This is a genomic window from Streptomyces rishiriensis, from assembly GCF_030815485.1.
In the GTDB taxonomy this organism is placed as follows: domain Bacteria; phylum Actinomycetota; class Actinomycetes; order Streptomycetales; family Streptomycetaceae; genus Streptomyces; species Streptomyces rishiriensis_A.
On record NZ_JAUSWV010000002.1, the window covers coordinates 1,244,357 to 1,261,225 of the forward strand.

At 70.5% G+C, this 16,869-nt stretch carries 18 protein-coding genes and 1 pseudogene; 4 read left to right on the plus strand and 15 right to left on the minus strand.

Annotated elements, in window-relative coordinates; all coding sequences use genetic code 11:
- The first annotated feature begins 63 nt into the window (after window positions 1-63).
- Window positions 64-441 (plus strand): DUF4259 domain-containing protein, encoded by a 378-nt coding sequence (locus tag QF030_RS07890; RefSeq protein WP_307167505.1) that lies wholly within the window; start codon window positions 64-66, stop codon window positions 439-441.
- 2 nt (window positions 442-443) lie between these two features.
- On the opposite strand, the gene QF030_RS07895 is transcribed toward QF030_RS07890, so the two are convergent.
- Both QF030_RS07895 and QF030_RS07900 read right to left on the minus strand, forming a co-directional pair.
- A complete protein-coding gene (locus QF030_RS07895) occupies window positions 444-731 on the minus strand; it encodes a hypothetical protein (RefSeq protein WP_307161940.1) in 288 nt (95 codons plus the stop codon).
- Window positions 732-866: 135 nt separating this feature from the next.
- Entirely contained in the window at window positions 867-1,244 is a 378-nt protein-coding gene (locus QF030_RS07900) for a VOC family protein (protein ID WP_307161941.1), read from the minus strand.
- Window positions 1,245-1,396: 152 nt separating this feature from the next.
- Between QF030_RS07900 and QF030_RS07905 the strand changes: the two genes are divergently transcribed.
- Window positions 1,397-1,882, plus strand: coding sequence for a VOC family protein (locus QF030_RS07905; RefSeq protein WP_307161942.1), 486 nt, complete (start codon window positions 1,397-1,399; stop codon window positions 1,880-1,882).
- Window positions 1,883-2,262: 380 nt separating this feature from the next.
- Here the strand turns inward: QF030_RS07905 and QF030_RS07910 are convergent, their stop codons facing one another.
- Together QF030_RS07910 and QF030_RS07915 are read right to left on the minus strand one after the other, a co-directional pair.
- On the minus strand, window positions 2,263-2,997 hold the full coding sequence (locus QF030_RS07910) for an NADPH-dependent F420 reductase (protein WP_307161943.1): 735 nt from the start codon (window positions 2,995-2,997) through the stop codon (window positions 2,263-2,265).
- 145 nt (window positions 2,998-3,142) lie between these two features.
- A complete protein-coding gene (locus QF030_RS07915) occupies window positions 3,143-3,739 on the minus strand; it encodes a TetR/AcrR family transcriptional regulator (protein ID WP_307161944.1) in 597 nt (198 codons plus the stop codon).
- 842 nt (window positions 3,740-4,581) lie between these two features.
- Between QF030_RS07915 and QF030_RS07920 the strand changes: the two genes are divergently transcribed.
- On the plus strand, window positions 4,582-5,757 hold the full coding sequence (locus tag QF030_RS07920) for a type III polyketide synthase (protein WP_307161945.1): 1,176 nt from the start codon (window positions 4,582-4,584) through the stop codon (window positions 5,755-5,757).
- 324 nt (window positions 5,758-6,081) lie between these two features.
- Here QF030_RS07920 and QF030_RS07925 read toward each other — a convergent pair.
- Window positions 6,082-6,333, minus strand: a pseudogene (locus QF030_RS07925) (FAD binding domain-containing protein); the annotation flags it as partial.
- Between QF030_RS07925 and QF030_RS07930 the strand changes: the two are divergent.
- Window positions 6,233-6,484 carry a hypothetical protein gene (locus tag QF030_RS07930; protein WP_307161946.1) on the plus strand — a complete coding sequence of 84 codons (252 nt, stop codon included), beginning with the start codon at window positions 6,233-6,235 and terminating at the stop codon, window positions 6,482-6,484. The pseudogene QF030_RS07925 and the gene QF030_RS07930 sit on opposite strands and share 101 nt — an antisense overlap.
- Before the next feature lie 148 nt (window positions 6,485-6,632).
- Here the strand turns inward: QF030_RS07930 and QF030_RS07935 are convergent, their stop codons facing one another.
- The 10 genes from QF030_RS07935 to QF030_RS07980 form a co-directional block, all read right to left on the minus strand.
- The gene (locus QF030_RS07935) at window positions 6,633-6,944 is read right to left on the minus strand and encodes an SCO5918 family protein (protein ID WP_307161947.1); all 312 of its coding nucleotides are present in this window, start codon (window positions 6,942-6,944) and stop codon (window positions 6,633-6,635) included.
- 52 nt (window positions 6,945-6,996) lie between these two features.
- Window positions 6,997-7,380, minus strand: coding sequence for a CBS domain-containing protein (locus QF030_RS07940; protein WP_373428746.1), 384 nt, complete (start codon window positions 7,378-7,380; stop codon window positions 6,997-6,999).
- A gap of 59 nt (window positions 7,381-7,439) precedes the next feature.
- Window positions 7,440-8,954 (minus strand): DEAD/DEAH box helicase, encoded by a 1,515-nt coding sequence (locus QF030_RS07945; RefSeq protein WP_307161949.1) that lies wholly within the window; start codon window positions 8,952-8,954, stop codon window positions 7,440-7,442.
- A gap of 338 nt (window positions 8,955-9,292) precedes the next feature.
- Window positions 9,293-9,496 carry a cold-shock protein gene (locus QF030_RS07950; protein ID WP_031055606.1) on the minus strand — a complete coding sequence of 68 codons (204 nt, stop codon included), beginning with the start codon at window positions 9,494-9,496 and terminating at the stop codon, window positions 9,293-9,295.
- Between the two features lie 730 nt (window positions 9,497-10,226).
- Window positions 10,227-10,430 (minus strand): cold-shock protein, encoded by a 204-nt coding sequence (locus tag QF030_RS07955; protein WP_307161950.1) that lies wholly within the window; start codon window positions 10,428-10,430, stop codon window positions 10,227-10,229.
- A 197-nt stretch (window positions 10,431-10,627) separates the two neighbouring features.
- Complete coding sequence (locus tag QF030_RS07960; protein WP_307161951.1) at window positions 10,628-10,963, minus strand: helix-turn-helix domain-containing protein; 336 nt, start codon at window positions 10,961-10,963, stop codon at window positions 10,628-10,630.
- A 784-nt stretch (window positions 10,964-11,747) separates the two neighbouring features.
- Window positions 11,748-13,409: a sodium/solute symporter gene (locus QF030_RS07965; protein ID WP_307161952.1), complete on the minus strand. Its 1,662-nt coding sequence runs from the start codon at window positions 13,407-13,409 to the stop codon at window positions 11,748-11,750.
- Window positions 13,410-13,709: 300 nt separating this feature from the next.
- Window positions 13,710-13,931, minus strand: a complete 222-nt coding sequence (locus QF030_RS07970) for a hypothetical protein (RefSeq protein WP_307161953.1) — start codon at window positions 13,929-13,931, stop codon at window positions 13,710-13,712.
- 282 nt (window positions 13,932-14,213) lie between these two features.
- Window positions 14,214-15,737 carry an alpha/beta hydrolase domain-containing protein gene (locus QF030_RS07975; RefSeq protein WP_307167506.1) on the minus strand — a complete coding sequence of 508 codons (1,524 nt, stop codon included), beginning with the start codon at window positions 15,735-15,737 and terminating at the stop codon, window positions 14,214-14,216.
- Window positions 15,738-15,824: 87 nt separating this feature from the next.
- The gene (locus QF030_RS07980) at window positions 15,825-16,832 is read right to left on the minus strand and encodes a helix-turn-helix domain-containing protein (protein ID WP_307161954.1); all 1,008 of its coding nucleotides are present in this window, start codon (window positions 16,830-16,832) and stop codon (window positions 15,825-15,827) included.
- Window positions 16,833-16,869 lie beyond the last annotated feature (37 nt).

Consider the following 16,869-nt stretch of genomic DNA (forward strand, 5'->3'; position numbering starts at 1 on the left):
GACCCTACCCGCATGGCAACGCGGGCCGACGGGCAGACAGGTCTGAAAGTGGCACGAGACCCCGTGGGTGACTGGGGCACCGGCAACTTCGACAACGACACGGCCGCGGATCATCTGTCGATCCTCACGGACCGGCTCATCACCGAGGTCGCGGACGCGATGAGCGGCGATCCCGTCGGGATCGAACCCGACGAGTACTGGGGAGTCGCGGTACCGGCCAACCTGGAGCTCCTGGCCCTCATGGCCCGGCAGAGTTACGTGGGGGCGTCGCTGCCCGAGGCCGAGGTGGTCGAGGGGTGGAAGAAGACGTACCTGGCGGTGTGGGAGGGCTACATCGACGAGTTGGAGGTCTCACCGGATTACCAGGACGACAGACGCGCGGTCCTGATCCGTACCTTCGACGAGCTGGCCCGGCTCGGACGGGAGAGAGACTCGTACTGAGCTCAGCCGAGACCACGATGAGCGGCCCACAACGCCCCGGCCCGGCTGGCAGCGTCGTCGACCAGTGCCGCCAGTTCGGGTCTGTCCGGCACGGGAAACGAGACGTATGCGCCCCGACCACCACCGCTTGGCCGGCCATAGGCCTTGACGGCGAGGTGACCGTCCGGGAGAAGCCGGACGTTGAGGGTGGCCAACGTGAACGCTTCACCGCGTCGAGTGTCCGTCCAGCGGAGCGACTCCGGGATCGTGACATTGATCGCCAGAGCGCTCACTTCCAGGTCGCTGCTCATGGACGGATGATCCCATGCGAGTCGCCGCGGGCATCCGCCACGAGAAGCCCCGGCATCTAGTGCCGCATCAGGCGACGTTCGCCTCTTTCCGCCCCGGCTCCGTTCGTAGCCGGGGCGGATCCTCGTAAGGGGCGGTCAGGACTGGGGACGGTTGCGGCAGAGGCAGAACGGATGCCCGGCCGGGTCGGTGTAGACCTGCCAGCCGTAGCCGGACTCGCCGACGAAGCTCTTCTGGAGGGTGGCGCCGAGCTTGATCACCCGGCGCTGCTCGGGCTCGAACTCGTCCACTTCGAAGTCGAGATGGAACTGCTGCGGGTGCTCCTGGCCCGGCCAGCTGGGCCGCTGGTAGTTCTCCACCCGCTGAAACGACAACTCGACGCCGTCGTTGCGCAGGTTGACCCAGTCCTTCTGGCTTATGTCGGTGTTGATCTCCCAACCCAGCAGCTCGGCATAGAACTCCGCCAGCTTCCACGGGTCGGGGCAGTCGAGAATGACATCGGTGAACGTCAGCATCCGATCATCGTAAGTCGCGGCGCCGGACACCCTCGGTGCAGCGCAGAGACCTGGGGGCCACATGGACACTTGACCTCAACCAGACTTGAGCTTCTAGGTTCCTACCGGAGCCGCAGGAACCGGCCGGCGGTGCCTTTTCGAGGAGGTTCGCCGTGACCGAGCGCACAGCCCGTATCGAGATCCCCGACCGCTACCGCTATGCCGTGATCCCCCACATCATGGTCGAAGACGCCGCCGCGGCCATCGATTTCTACGAGCGGGCGTTCGGCGCCCGTGAGGACTTCAGGATCGACGCGCCGGGCGGCGGAATCCTGCACGCCGAGATCACCATCGGACGCTCTGCCCTGATGTTGGGCGACGCCGGCGTGGACGAGGCGGAGGCCGCCTCCTTCGCCGCGCCGACCTCGCTCGGCGGAGGTACGTCCGTCACGCTGCACGTCTTCGTGCCGGACGTCGACAGCCTGGCGGAACGCGCAGAAGCCGCCGGCGCTGAGATCCTCCAGCCGCCGAAGGACATGTTCCACGGTGACCGCACCGTCATCCTCAAGGACCCTTCAGGTCACCTGTGGGTATTTCTGACCCACGTGGAGGACGTCTCGCAGGAGGAGCTTCGGCGCCGCCTGGCCGCCGCCGGGTGACCGGACTTCGCGCGGTGACCGGACCGAATGCCGAGCGCCGTGCCTGACGGATGCACCAGCTCAAGCGCTCGGGTCATGCCTGGGCGGCTGGCCGCCCCGTAGTGGGCCGCCTGCGATCGGGCCTGGTGACGGCGTCGCAGCGGGACCAAGGGCAGAGCGGCGGACCTGGTGCTCGTCCGGTCCGGTGAGTCCCTTGCCGGACCGGGAAGGACTCCTCCACCCGCCACCTCGCGCAACGCCTGCCGGACGGTGGTGTCGGAGGGCGGCGTGCGGGGATTACCGGCGCGGGTTCTGTGCGTCGCGGGTCGAGCCCGTACTGGTCACGGGAGCCGAGGTGGTCGCGCCGGATGACCACACACCGACCTGGCGGCAGTCCGGTGTCAGTGGTGGGCGGAGCGGTTCATCTCGACGACCTCCTCCAGGGTGGGCGCGGAGGTGAACGCGGCGAAGCGCTCCATCAGGTCGTCACGTGTACGCGGCGCCTTGGCGCGGTCGGCCGCGGCCAGGGCCGCCTCCAGCTCCTTGACGTTCAGCTCGGTGCAGTAGGCGGGCGTGCCCGGCTGCTGGCGCCAGGAGTCGGCCAGCCTGCCTGCGTCGAAGGGGTCGAATCCGGTGTCGTCCACAAGGCGCATGGCCACGCGCCGTGCCTCGTCGGAGTCGGCGGCGACCGGGACGGCGATGCGGCCCGGGGTCCCCGCCGGAACGCCCTTGGTCTGCTGGGTGGCGGCCAGGGCGGCGTTCCATGCCTTGACGAGGGGTCGTCCCAGTTGCTCGGCGTTGTACAGGCTTTCCACCTGCTCGTTGTCGAGTCCGTCGATGTGCCCGTTGAGGTGCGGGTAGTAGTTGGAGGTGTCGATGACCATCGTCTCGGCGGGTACGGAGGCGAACAGCTCCGCAAGCTGCGGGACCCGGTCGAAGGGGATGGCCAGGATGACCACGTCCCTGTCCTGGACCGAGGTGTCCGGAGTCACCGCGCGGGCACCGGATTCGAGCACCTCGGCCGGCACGTTCTCGGGGCCCCGGGCGACCGCCACCTGAACGTCGTGCCCGGCCGTGCTGAGCTTGCGGGCAAGGTTGCCGCCGATCGCCCCTGCACCGATGACAGTGATTTTCATGATGTGTCCTTTCGAAGGGCGTGCTGCCCCAGGGCAGGGGCAGCACGATGTGATGACTGTGCGGTGGACCGCGGGCTGACTCCGGCGGGGTTCGTCGCATGCCGGACACCCCGGCGGCCGACCGGGGAAGCGTGTCCGGGGGTCTCTACGCCTGTTCGCCGCGCTCTCGGTAGCCGCTTTCGACGAGCGAGCGGAGGCGGTCCAGCGACTCCGCGTCGGTGGCGCGGGTGCCCTTGATCCAGGCAACGGAGATCGCTGCGAGGAACAGGTCGTACCCCTTCACCGACGCACGCACGTGTCCGGCGAGCTGCGCGGCCCGCACGTAGGCGTCGGTGGCGGAGATGAGGGTGTCGCAGGGAAGGGTGAGCGGATTGCCCGGCTCCTGCGCTCTGGCCGCGGCCATGAGCGGCTCCGGCAGCCCGCTGAAGGCGCTGAAGTACTCCTCCATCGCCCGCAGCCACTGCCCCAACGCCTGCTTGGCGTCACCGAGTTGCTCGATGTCCGCCCGGCGGGCCACCAGCTCCTCGGAACGCGTCTGCAGCACGGCCGCCAGCAGCGCCTCCCGGGTCGGGAAGTGCCGGTAGAGCGTGCCGGGCCCGACGCCCGCCTCCTTGGCCACCGCTTCCAGGGACGTGCCGACGCCGTACTTCAGGAAATGGCGCTGCGCCGCTTCCAGGAGGGCCGTGCGGTTGCGCTGAACGTCCGCACGGGGCTTGCGCCCCTGCCGTTCATCGGTGCTCACACGCACTCCTCCCTCGCACGACCGGTGAATCGTCAATACGGAGGCTACCTCCGCACTTATCCGAGAGTAAAACGGAGGCAGCATCCGGTCAAGTCGAGCCCGAGGTCGTCGACGCTTTGATGCTCGACGCTTTGATGCTCGACGCTCGATGCTCGATGTTCGTGGCGACCTCTTGCCCGGTGGACCTGCCTCACCAGCGCGGGGACCGCACGCGGCCCACATGCCGGATCCGCCGACGGGTTCACATGGCGGAACCGTGGTGAGAACCCCGGGGCCTTCCCCGTACGGGGGACGCCAAGGCCGAAGGCGAGAGTCAGGGCGAGCGTCCGCTACGACTCGACTCCCGGACGTGCTACGACCGCGAGTGCGCCGAGGGAAGGCGTCACGCCCAAGCAGTGATCGTCCTCCCCGCGGACGCACCCTGCGTCCGACACCGTGGCAGCGCATGATCGCCGGGGAGCAACGCGGACGCCACCGGGGACGGGGTGGAGAACGCCTGCACATCCCGGGTTCACCCATTCGGCCTACCTCAGCTCACGTCCGCGGGCGGAGAGGTCTTCACTGGCGGTGAGGTCCGGTCCTTGCCATCGCTTCCTACGCCGGTGCACAGCGGGAGACAGCGTCTCCCTCCCCACAGGGTCCGGCCGGTGCCCGTCGGGCCGCGCGACGCGGCCGGTCCGGCGCAAGCGGTCACCCCAGCGCCAACCGACCGAACGTCCTCGCCGTCGAGAGACGCCGCCCGTCACCGGCTCACATCACAGCGCTGCGGATCACCAGCAACCGCACGGACCGTGAACACCAGCGGCCGCGATCCCAACCAGCCCTACGTGAAGGGTCCAGCCATGCCCATCCTGTGTCACCCCGCCGTCGACGTCCCCGAGTACGTCATCACCGCTGAGGACACGCTCGCCCTGGCGGAGCATCAACACGCCGATCACCCTCAGCTCGCACTCGCGCTCAGGCTCATCCGCAACACCGGGGTGAGCAAGCGCCACCTTGTCCAGCCCATCGAGCAGACCCTGCGCCATCCCGGTTTCGAAGAGCGCAACCGCACCTACGAGGTGCAGGCCAAGGAGCGGGTGCCCGCCGTCGTACGGCGCGCCCTGGGCAACGCCGAGCTGGCGCCGCAGGAGATCGACGCCATCATCTATGTGTCCTGCACGGGCTTCATGATGCCGTCCCTCACCGCCTGGCTGATCAACCGGATGGGCTTCCGGCCCGACACCCGGCAACTGCCCATAGCTCAACTGGGGTGCGCCGCGGGCGGCGCGGCTATCAACCGGGCTCATGACTTCTGCGTCGCCCACCCCGGCAGCAACGTCCTCATCGTCTCGTGCGAGTTCTGCTCCCTGTGCTACCAGCCGAATGACCTGGACATCGGATCGCTGCTGTCCGACGGGCTGTTCGGCGACGCGGTCGCGGCTGCGGTCGTGCGGGGCCGAGGCGGCCACGGGGTGCGCCTGGAACGCAACGCCTCCTACCTCATCCCGCACACCGAGGAATGGATCTCCTACGCCGTCAAGCCGACCGGATTCCACTTCCGGCTCGACAAGCGCGTACCGACCACCATGGAGCCGCTCGCCCCGGTCCTGCGCGACCTCGCCGCCGCACACGGCTGGGACGCCTCAGAGCTCGGTTTCTACATCATTCACGCCGGCGGTCCCCGGATCCTCGACGACCTGTGCTCCTTCCTGGGTGTCCACCCCCATGCCTTTCGCCACAGCAGGGCGACGCTCACCCAGCACGGCAACATCGCCAGTGCCGTGGTCCTGGACGCCCTGAGGCGCCTGTTCGACGAAGGTGACACCGCGAACGGCTCGTCCGGCATCATCGCCGGCTTCGGACCGGGCATCACCGCCGAGATGGCCGTGGGCAGCTGGGTCGCCGCACCGACGCGCCCCGCCCCGACCCGCTCCGCGACCAGGCAGCGAATCGCCACCGCACGGTCCCACAAGGCAGTCGGGACTCGGACGCCACAGGCCGTCGACCTCTGGTCTCTCTCCCCAGGCACGATGTGATCCGGGCCGTAGCCTCTCGGACGACCGCCGACACTCACAGCGGGCACAGGAACGGGCGCAAACGGTCGTATGCCACCGCATCACGCAGACGCACTCCGGCAGACGCTCCCGGCGGCGGCCCCGGTGCAGGCGGCCCCCGTCTCCGTCACGGCGATCCGGCGCCGGGCCCCGGCCGCCGGGCGCTCTCACCCCGCACCAGGGCTGCCGAATGCCCGCCGGGGGCAGGCTGACGCGGCGCATGGCGGTGTGCTGTGCCAGGGCCGCGGCCGGCAGCCGCAGACAGCGGAGCATCTCACCCGGCCGCAGATCCGTCCGGCCGGGCCCGGTGACGAAGTCGGCTACCGGTGACAGCCGTTCGTGGCCGTCCGGGGCGCGCAGTACGCACACGCCGTGGAGGGAGGCCGCCATCGACACCATCGGCGCGGCCGGCAGCGCCAGACACACGTTGCCGCCCACCGTGGCGGTGTTCCATACCTTGAACGAGGAGGAGAACGCCTGGCAGCAGTCCGCCATGAGCCTGCGGGCATCGGGCCAGGGAGCGTCCGGCTGTTCGGCGAAGGCCAGCAGGTCCGCCACCGTGCACGTCGCCGCGATCTCCAGACCGTTCTCGGCGACCACCAGCGGCGGCCAGCCCGCCCGGGTCAGGTCCCACAGACGTCTCACCCCGGGCTGGGGTGTGGAGAACAGCCAGGTACCGCCTCCCAGCCAGGCGTCCCCCTCCGGGTGAAGACCTGTGGCCCGTCCGGGTCGGGGCGTCGGCGTCGGCCCCGCCCTGACCATGACGGCCCAGGGCCCGGACAGCGGTGAGGGTCCGACCGGCGCATTCCGGTCGGACCCTCACTGCTGTGTCGACGACGACGCCGCGTGTCCGTCGGTCAGGCGGCCGCGGGGGTGCCGAGCATCGCGGATGCCTCCTGGAGCGGGCTGAGGATGTGCGTCGGTGCGGTCGCCCGGGAGACGTCGCGGCAGGTGAAGCCGAGCTGGGCCATGGCCCGCAGGACCTCGTCGGCGCTGAAGTCACGGCGGTCCTGGCGGGTGACGACCTGCCCGACCTGCTTGACGGGGTAGGTGCGGCGGCCGACGATCACGGACGCCCCGAGGACTTCCTCGGGTTTGACGCCCTTCATCGATGCCAGGACGCCGCTCTTGGTGAGGTCGAAGGGGAAGCGGGCGATGACACAGCGCATGATGCCTCACGGGGAGAAGGTAGAGGGATGGTTCTGCCGCGGTTGAGGCGGTTCAGCGGGCGAGGACGCCCAGGGCGTTGCCGTGTTCGTCGACCACGGGCAGGCTGTCGAGCCGGCGATAGCGCATCGTGTGCTCGGCTTCGGCCATCGTGGCCACGGGAGAGACGAAGGGCGCCGGGGTGACGAGGATGTCCCGCAGCTGCACCCGGTCCGTGTACACGGGGGTGTCGCGGACCGCGGTGAGCTGGGCGTGGGTCAGCAGGCCGGTGCACACGCCGTCGTTGTCGCAGACGAGCAGGTGCCCGGTGCGGGCGCTTGCCATGACGGACAGGGCCACCTCGACGGTCATGTCGTCACAGACCTGTGGTCCGGCGGTGTCCATGGCGTCGGCCGCCGTCCTGGGTACGGGGGTGGCGCCCGTCGAGCGGGGTTGCATCCGAACCGTCGTCAAAGGGTGCCTCCTGCAGAGGTGGGACATGTCCTGGACACGGGTTCTCACGCGGCGGCGTCGAACGAGGACTGCTTCCGCCCGGTCATGCGCCGGGCGGCCGAAGCGGGGCTGCGTCGGCCGCGCGAGGAGGTACTGCGCTGACGCCGCTCGGCGACGGGCGCGGTGATCGTCACGGGGATGCCGGAGGGTGCCTGGGCGCCGGTGATCTGGGTGAGTGCCTCTTCGCCGGAGCGGACCTGGGTGGTCTGAGGCACGATGCGGGCGGCGCTCATGAGGCGGGTCATGTCGCGGCGCTGGTTGGGGGTGACCAGGGTGACGACCTTGCCGGACTCGCCGGCTCGCGCGGTGCGGCCGCCGCGGTGCAGGTAGTCCTTGGGGTCGGTCGGCGGGTCGACGTTGACGACGAGGTCGAGGTTGTCGACGTGGATGCCGCGGGCGGCGACGTTCGTGGCCACGAGCACGGTGACGTGCCCGGTCTTGAACTGGGCCAGGGTTCGGGTGCGCTGCGGCTGTGACTTGCCGCCGTGCAGGGCGGCGGCCCGGACACCGCTGTTCAGCAGGTCCTGCGTCAACCGGTCGACGGCGTGCTTGGTGTCCAGGAACATGATCACCCGGCCCTCGCGCGCTGCGATCTGCGTCGTCGTCCATTGCTTGTCCGCGCCGTGGACGTGCAGCACGTGATGCTCCATCGTGCTGACCGTGCCCGCGGTCGGGTCGACGGAGTGGACCACCGGGTCGGTGAGGTAGCGGCGTACCAGGCGGTCGACGTTACGGTCGAGGGTGGCGGAGAACAGCATCCGCTGCCCCTCGGGCCGGACCTGGTCCAGGAGCGCCGTGACCTGGGGCATGAAGCCCATGTCGGCCATCTGGTCCGCCTCGTCCAGGACGGTGATCGCGACCTGGTTCAGCCGGCAGTCGCCGCGGTCGATGAGGTCCTTGAGCCGGCCCGGCGTCGCGATGACGACCTCGGCGCCGCTGCGCAGTGCGTTGGCCTGCCTGCCGATCGACATTCCTCCGACGACCGTGGCGAGGCGCAGCTGCACCGAGCGGGCGTAGGGGGTGAGTGCGTCGGTCACCTGCTGGGCCAGCTCACGCGTCGGCACGAGGATCAGGGCCAGCGGCTGGCGCGGCTCGGCGCGCTGTCCGGCGGTGCGGGCCAGCAGGGCCAGGCCGAAGGCGAGGGTCTTGCCGGAGCCGGTGCGCCCGCGTCCCAGGGCGTCGCGGCCCGCGAGAGTGTTGGGCAGGGTCGCGCCCTGGATCGGGAACGGGACGCTCACGCCTTGCGCGGTCAGCGCGGCCAGCAGCTGCTTGGGCATGTCGAGGTCGGCGAACGCCTCGACCGCGGGCAGCGCGGGAGTGATCGTCTCCGGCAGAGCGAACTCGCCCTGGGGCGCTGCGGGCCGCCGGCCGTAGCCGCCCGAGAAGCTCGGACTCCCCGAACGGCTCGAGGCGGACGGGCCGGAACGGCCGCCCCGCCTCGAACCGGCGCCGCCGCCGAAGGCGCGGCCGTCGGTACGGCCGCGGCGGGAGGAGGGGTCATTCGTGCGTGTGGAGTTCATGGGGAACCTTCCTTGATACGGCGCGTACCAAGGAATTCCCGCGGCGGAAAGCAACGCAGGGAATCACAAGAACGGGCCGAATGGAATGCGAAATAAAATCTGAGGTGCAGCTGGACTGCGGTAAGTCTGGCGCGGGTTGCATCGACGGAATTCTCTGACGTCATGTGGACGTGAAATCCCGGACGCCTACCGCTTGCGCCTGCGGTGCGCCGCGCGTTCCTCGGGCGAGGTTCGCGGGCATTGCCCTTCCCCCAGGTGACACCACTGCGGGAAGAAGCCCGCAGCTGGGGCCCGCACCCCGAGGGATGCGGGCCCCAGCTGCGAAGTGCGCGTCGACGTCAGGCGAGAACGATGTTCTCGGCCGTCGGGCCCTTTTGGCCCGACGCGATGTCGAAGGTGACCTTCTGGCCTTCGAGCAGTTCACGGAAGCCCTGGGCGGCGATGTTCGAGAAGTGGGCGAACACGTCAGCGCCCCCGCCGTCCTGCTCGATGAAGCCGAAACCCTTGGCTGCGTTGAACCACTTCACAGTACCTGATGCCACGTCATTCTCCTCTTGGGCAGTACGCCGAAACCCGCGATGCACGGATACCGGGTCGCCGCGATGATGCCCCGTCCGGAGAATTACCGGCCATACGAAAACGCCGCCGACGTCCGAAAACACCGGCGAAGGCGCTTGAAGTTTTGGGAACCATAACTGCAACTGAGATCGACAGTAGCATGATGTAGCGGCCCAGGTACGGTAAATGACTCCGCCCTGCCGATTAAGGTAAAAACACTCTCCGTGCGGCGCGTCAAACTCTCACCTCACGGCCATAGATATTGACCCACCCGGGGTGCAGCGTTCCGCCGGAAAGCGGTCGTGTTCACGGCTCGAAAGGGCACGGATATTTCGGTGGCGGCATCCCGCCCGGGCACGGGTCCCGGCACCCCCGGGCCGTCCGGGTCACCGAGGCGATGCGGTGCGCGGTGAACGCCGCCACGGTCAGCTTGACCTGGTACACCTCGCAGGCCGGAAGCCGGAAGCCGAACCGACGGGGCGAGGGGTACGGGCCGGGTCGCTGGAGGGCACTGAGGGCCGCGCCCGCGCTAGGCAAGAGGAGGCGCCGCCCCGTCTGCACCGCACAGGATCGGGATCGCGCGGTCATGGCTGCGCGATCCCGATCCTGTGCATCCCAGAAGAGGGGTCCCGCGTCCGGCTGACAGCGTCGGCCGTATGGCCTATGCGTGCTGCCGGACGCGGTGAGCCCCGACCTCTCGGGCGGGCCGACGGGTCAGGCCAGGCTGATGTTCTCGGCCTGGGGACCCTTCTGGCCCTGGGTGACGTCGAACGTCACCAGCTGGCCCTCCTGGAGCTCACGGAAGCCCGAGGAGTTGATCGCCGAGTAGTGGGCGAAGACGTCCGGGCCGCCGCCGTCCTGGGCGATGAAGCCGAAGCCCTTCTCCGCGTTGAACCACTTCACAGTTCCCGTTGCCATGTCTGATGCCTTCCGGTCGATGACGCCTCCCACTCCATGTGGCAGGCGGAGGTGATCGCCCTGGTTCCTGCGGCACAGCACAGCAGAACGCCCACGCCGAAGACGTGGGCGAAGGGAAACTTCCGAACCATGACAGCTGACGCAGACGCTACACGCTCCACACACGCTGTCACCAGAGGCAACGGCCACGTGCCGCCTCAGGCCGCGGGCGTTCCGAACGCCTCGGCGGTGCGGCGGTGTTCGGCGTTGCGCCGGCGGGCCTCTTCGAGCTGGTCCTCGAGGACGACGATGCGGCAGGCGGCTTCGACGGGGATGCCGTCGTCGACGAGTTCACGCGCGCGGGCGGCGATGCGCAGCTGGTAGCGGGAGTAGCGGCGGTGCCCGCCCGCGGAACGCAGCGGGGTGATGAGGCGGGCCTCTCCGATGGCCCGCAGGAAGCCCTGCGTGGTGCCGAGCATCTCGGCGGCCCGGCCCATCGTGTAGGCGGGGTAGTCGTCGTCATCGAGACGGCCGTAGGAATCGTCTGCTGTCATCGCACCTCTTTGCCGGAACACGTCGAGGGGCCCTGGTGCCGTACCGCCACCAGGGCCCCGAAGGAACTGCTACACCATCTGCCGGCCCCAGTCCTGCGCCGGCCTTCTGTTTCCGCCGACCCGGCCTGACCACTGCCGGAACTGCGGGGATCGCGGATACGTGACCGGAGACCACCTCACTGTCGATGTCCTGCGGTACCCGGACCCACCACTCGTCCGGGCGATCCCGATGGCGCCAGACTCCTCCGTTCTTCCCTCTGGCCAAACACTTGCCAAACCGGTACTGCGAACTACTGATACTGCGGTACTGCTGATACTGCGGTACTGCGAACTGCTGTGGCCTGGAACAGCGCCACTCTTCGGCAGCCAGCCCCGTCGCCCGTCCTGCATCTGCTCTGGCTTGGAACCCCACTGCCGAACCTCCCGGTACGCGCGCCCGCAGCCAGACGCCTTTACCGGGGAACCACTCGAAATCTCACTGCGGATACTGCGGCACTGCGGATACTGCGGCACTGCGGATACTGCGGTACTGCTCATGGCGGCCCCTGATCACTGCGGGCCGCCCGGTCCGGCCGTCAGTCCCGTCACCGTCCTGCAACCGCTCTGGCTCCGGAACTCCACCGCCGCACCGTCCTGCGCACTGCAACTGCGTACTGCTGCCCGGCAGTTCATCTCTGCCGGGCCCTTCTTGATCTCGGCTACGAAGAAACCATAACCGGCCCGCCACCCAATGTCTACTCCAGCCACCACAGATTTCCGAGTGTCGGGCTGCGAGGTAACCGCGTCAGGGGCGGCCGGCGGCGTCGGGGCTGCGTGCGTCACGGCGCCTGGTCGCCGTCCCGTGATGCCAGGTCTCCTGCCGCGTCTCGGGGCGGGTGCGGCCGATGAGACCGAGCAGGAAGCCCGCGGGGATCGTGATCAGCCCCGGGGTCTGGAGCGGGAACCAGTGGAAGTCTTGGTCGGGGAAGAGCGCGATGGGCGTGCCCGAGACGGCGGGGGACCCCGCCAGGAGCAGTGCGATCAGCGGCAGGGTCCCGTAGACGGTCCAGCGGGCCCCCGTGGCGGTGTGGCCGGGCAGGAACAGCGCGTACAGCAGGACCGGAGCGAGCACGGAGGCCGCGACGGTGAACGACAGCGAGATCAGGGTCAGCCGGCCGCGGTCCTGGACGATCACGGCCAGGACGACGGCGGCGGCTCCGACCAGGACGATGCCGATCCGGGCGCGGCGGATCTCGCCGCCGGGCGAGCGGCGGCCGGTGGTGTGGGCGGGCCGGCTGCCGAAGTCGCGGACGAGGCTGGAGGCGGCCGCCAGGGTGATACCGGCGACGGCGGCGAGGGTGGTGACGAAGACGGCGCAGGCGACGGCGGCGAACACCATGCTGTGCCGGACTCCGCCGGCGACCGGGTCCAGCGCGCCGGTCAGCATCAGCAGGGCGGTCGCTCCCCCGGGGTCGGCGGCCCGCAGCAGGTCCCGGCCGATCAGCGCGCAGGCGCCGAGTCCGGCCACCACCACCGCGGCGCACACCACCGTGACGGGGCCCACGGCCCAGCCGACGGCGCGGCGGGCGGTACGGGCGTCGCGCAGCGGGTGCAGCCGCATGGTGAGGTGCGGCAGGCAGGCGGCGCCGAGCAGGAGGGTGGTCTCGAAGCTGATCAAATCGAGGCGTCCGGCGAGGGAGTGGCCGAAGTGGAGTCCGGGGCGCGCGTAGTCGGCGCCCGCCTCGGAGCGGTGCCGGGCGGCGTGGAAGAGGCCTGCCGGTGACCATCCGTAGCGGGCCAGCACGAGCCCGGCCACCAGCAGCATCGCGGTCAGTACGACACCGACCTTGAGGACCTGTACGTAGCCGATGCCGCGCATCCCGCCGAAGGCGGCGTAGCAGACCATCAGCGTTCCGGCGGCGACGGTGCAGCCGGTGAGCGCGGCGCCGGGGAGGCCGAACATGGCCACCATGATGTGACCTGCGGTGGAGAGCTGCACCAGGAGCAGCGGGGTGAGGACGACGAGGGTGGCGACGCCGAGGGCGCGGCGTACGGAGAGGTCGCCGAGCCGGTCGGCGAAGAAGTCGCCCAGGGTGAACACGCCGCCGCGGCGCAGGGGTTCGGCCACGATCCGCATGACCAGGTAGAGCGAGACGACCGTGGCGCAGGCGAAGAGGATGCCGTCGGCGCCGTCGAGGGCGACCGCGCCGGTGGTGCTGAGCAGGGTGGCCGCGGAGATGTAGTCGCCGGCGATGGCCAGTCCGCTGCCGGCCGGGCCGAAGGCGGCGCTGCCGCCCGCGTAGAAGTGCTCGGGGTCGTCCAGATCGGCCGCCGCGAGCCCGCACATCAGCAGGGACACCGTGACGAAGACGAGGAAGACCACGACGGCGAGAGAGTGTCCGTCGCCGTTGCTCATGCCCGGCGCTCCGGTGCCCGTGCCGTTGCCGCGCAGGAGGTCGCCGGACACGAAGTCGTCGAAGCGGGCGGGGATTTCGGCGCGTAGGGGTCTGGCGGTGCGTGCGGCCCTGGCGGTGCGTGCGGGCCCGGCGGTGGAGGGGGTGCGGAAGACATGCCGGTCATGCCATCAGCCGGCCGGAGCCGCGTACAGCGGACCGGACGCGCCGGAGGCGGTGGCACAGCGGTGCCGCGGCGGGCCTGTGCGAGGGCACAGCGGTGCCGCGGCGGCTCTCGCGTGTCCGCGTGCGGCCGCGTTCACGGCCGGTTTCCGTGCGGGGGGCAGCAGTTCACGGACGGCATGCCGACCCGGTCAGAACAGCTCGGCCTGCTCCACGGGGCCGGAGCGGGCCTCGGCGCGCCGGACCGGTTGCCGGGCGGGCGGCTCCGTGCCGAAGAGCGGGACCGTGCCGTACTCGTCGGGTTCGGCCGGCACAGGGGTGGGTCCCGTGCCGACGTTCAGACGCAGCGGGACGTCCCGGTCGAAGTCCGCCGGCGTCATCGCCAGCCATTCACCGTCCTGCGGTCCACTCATCGACGCTCCTCCGCCCTCGCACCTTCTCCTACCCCCGCTCCTGCCCCTGCCTCTCGGCCGGCACGCCCGGGTGATGATCAAGGAACCGTACGGCCGGAGGTCCTGCGATGTCACCCGGTCATGTCTCCGGCTCTCACCTTCAGCGCCGAGCCGACGCCCGCACAGGCCGTCTCGGGGGCGAGGCGGCGGCGGTCCGGCTCGGCTCGGCGCTGCGTCATGAACCGCAAGGCGCGGCGGTCGAAGGAGCGCCGCGCCTTGCGCCGGACGGCGGTCGACGGGGTGTCAGCCGCCGATGCCTGACTCCTGGGCGGTGGTGACGAGCGTGGTGGCGTCCTCCGGCAGGAGGTGTCCGGCGCTCACGGAGGCCTGTGCGGCCGCCCGCACCTTGCCCACGTACTCCGCGTGTGTCGGGTACAGCCGGCTGAGCACCGGTTCCGCGCGGGGCGGGAAGGACGGGTCGGAGGGGTCGGCCGCGTCGTGCCGGTCCCACGGGTCGGTGTCGGCGTTCCACGGGTCCCGGGCGCCGTAGAGACCGCAGAAGACTCCGCTGCCGCCGGTGTCACGGGCGCCGGTGAGCGTACGCGTAGGCACCGCCACGTCGGGGAGCCGGATGCCGCCGACGGCCAGGCCGGTGGCGGGGTCGCGCAGGTCGGCGCTGAGCAGTGCCCCGCTCGCGGGCCGGGGGCCGCCCCGCGCCCAGCCGGCCAGGTGGCTGAGGGCCGCGTTCATGGCGTAGTGGCCGGGGCCGTCGTTGTAGGGGGCCGATCCGGCCGCGCAGTCGGGCTGCGGTGCGGCCGTGCCCGCCGACTTGGTCACCGTCGGCTGACCGAGGTCGTAGGCCCACTGGTCGCCGTGGGCGGTGCCGGCCACCTCCCAGCGCACGACGCGGTCGGTGTCGGGCTGCCGCGCCGCGGACGCCCCTGGCACATCGGTCTCGGTGAGCACGACGAACGTCGGTACGGACAGGTCCGTACGGATCCGCGACGGGTACGGCATCAGCAGGATGTCGGCCAGTTCACCGCTGAGGGGTGCGGCGACGGCGCTGTTGCTGTGCACCATGAAGCCGTCGTAGACGCCGGAGACGGGCTGGACGGCGTTGGCGTACGTCGTCATGAGACCGGCCGACTGCGACTCGCCGTCGGCGAGCAGCGTCTTGATCGTGAGGCCGCCGAGCGGATCGGGCCCGTCGGGGGTGCGCAGCGCCTGCCCGGCCTGGCTGAAGATGTCGTAGGCGAAGGCGTCACCGGGGTGGACCAGCCCGCCGTACCGGGCGGGATCCCAGCCCTTGAGGCCCTTGATCTCGCCGAGACCGCCGTTGATGCCGACTGCCTGAGCCGAGACACCGACCCAGGCGTATCCCTTGCGCAGCAGCTCGTCCCGTTCGAACCAGTAGTCCGGGGAGAGTTCGAGCTGCCCGCTGACGTTGAGCCACTCCACGACGACGGTGCCGTTGAACTTCGTCGCGTCGACGGGCCGGCGGACGAGAAGGCGGCTCTTGTAGGCGGCACTGCCGGACGCGCGTACGTTCCAGCGGCCGTCGGAGCCCCACAGGCCCGACTTGGCGTACGACGTGGCGGTGCCCGCGAAGAAGTATTCGCTCTCGGTGTAGCCGAACGAGCCGAGGTCCTCCGCCGCGGCGAGGAAGGGGAAGCCGTGGCTCCCGGCCGGCGGGAGGCTGACGGTGGGGTTCGCGGCCTTGGCAGGGGCGGGATCGGCCTGGGCGGGTGACGTGCCGAGGAGCGTGGTGACCAGCAGCGCTCCGAGAGCGCTGGCGGTGGCCCATCGCCGGGGTAACCGGACGGACATGCGCACGGGTTGCCTCCGTGAATAGCGTGTCGAATGGTCGGGGCGATGCAGTCTCGTCCTGCCGTGCCGGGCGGCCAACCGGCGAATTCACCGGTGTCGCGCGACGGCGGCCCCTGCCACATCACCGCGCGTACCGCGCCCCGCGGTGTCCCGCCATTCACGCGGGGACATTCCGTAGGCGGACCGGAAGACCCGGCTGAAGTGCGTGGCGCTCGGGAATCCCCACCGGGCGGCCACGGCCGCGATGGTCCGGCCGCCACGGCCGTAACGCATCAGATCGCGCCGGCACTCCTCCAGACGGCGGCGCAGAATCCAGCGGCCGACGGTGGTGCCCTCGTCCTTGAACAGTTTGTGCAGATAGCGCACGGAGATGTGGTGGGCCCGCGCGATGACTTCCGGTGACAGATCCGGGTCGGTCAGGTGTATTTCGACGTACTCCAGCACGCGCCCCAGCACCGGCGGGTGCGTGCCGGGAGTGCCCGGCGCACCGCGTGTCCCGGGCGTGCCGGGCGTACCGGGTGTCGCTGTGGCCAGCTGCTCGGCGGCCAGGGTAGCCAGGAGGTTCACCGCGTTCCAGGCGAGCATCTCGCCGACCGGAGGGCGGGCCTCGGCCGTGGCGCGGGCCAGGTCCGACAGCAGCGGCGACAGCAGGGTGCCGAGCCGGGAGGCGCGGGCGACCGGTGTCCGCGCGATCCGCCGTACGTCGGAGTCCGCCAAGCCGAGCAACTCGGCCGGGACGAGGAAGGTCGTCGCCCGGAACGGCTCGCGGAAGTCGAGGGCGGGCGCGCGGTGGACGTCGTAGAAGCACACGTCCCCGGGCGCCAGCCGCAGGCCGAGGGCATCGATCGGCTCGTCGGCGGCGGGAGCGGGAGCGGGGGCGGCGCTGCCGGGCCGGGCGCCGCCGCGCAGGCCGACGAAGAGGTATTCGCCGCCGTCACGGGCGAGCAGCCGGTGCGCCGGGTGCGGCGACGTCCGGCCCGGCAGCCGGGCGGGCGTCTGCTCACCGGTCGTGATCTCGACGCCCAGGGGTGTCCGGTACGCCGGTGGGTCAAGGGTGCGGGCGCTGTCACAGGTACTGGTGCTGGTAGTGGGCATCTTCCGCCATAGCCTCCGGGGACCGTCCATCACGTCG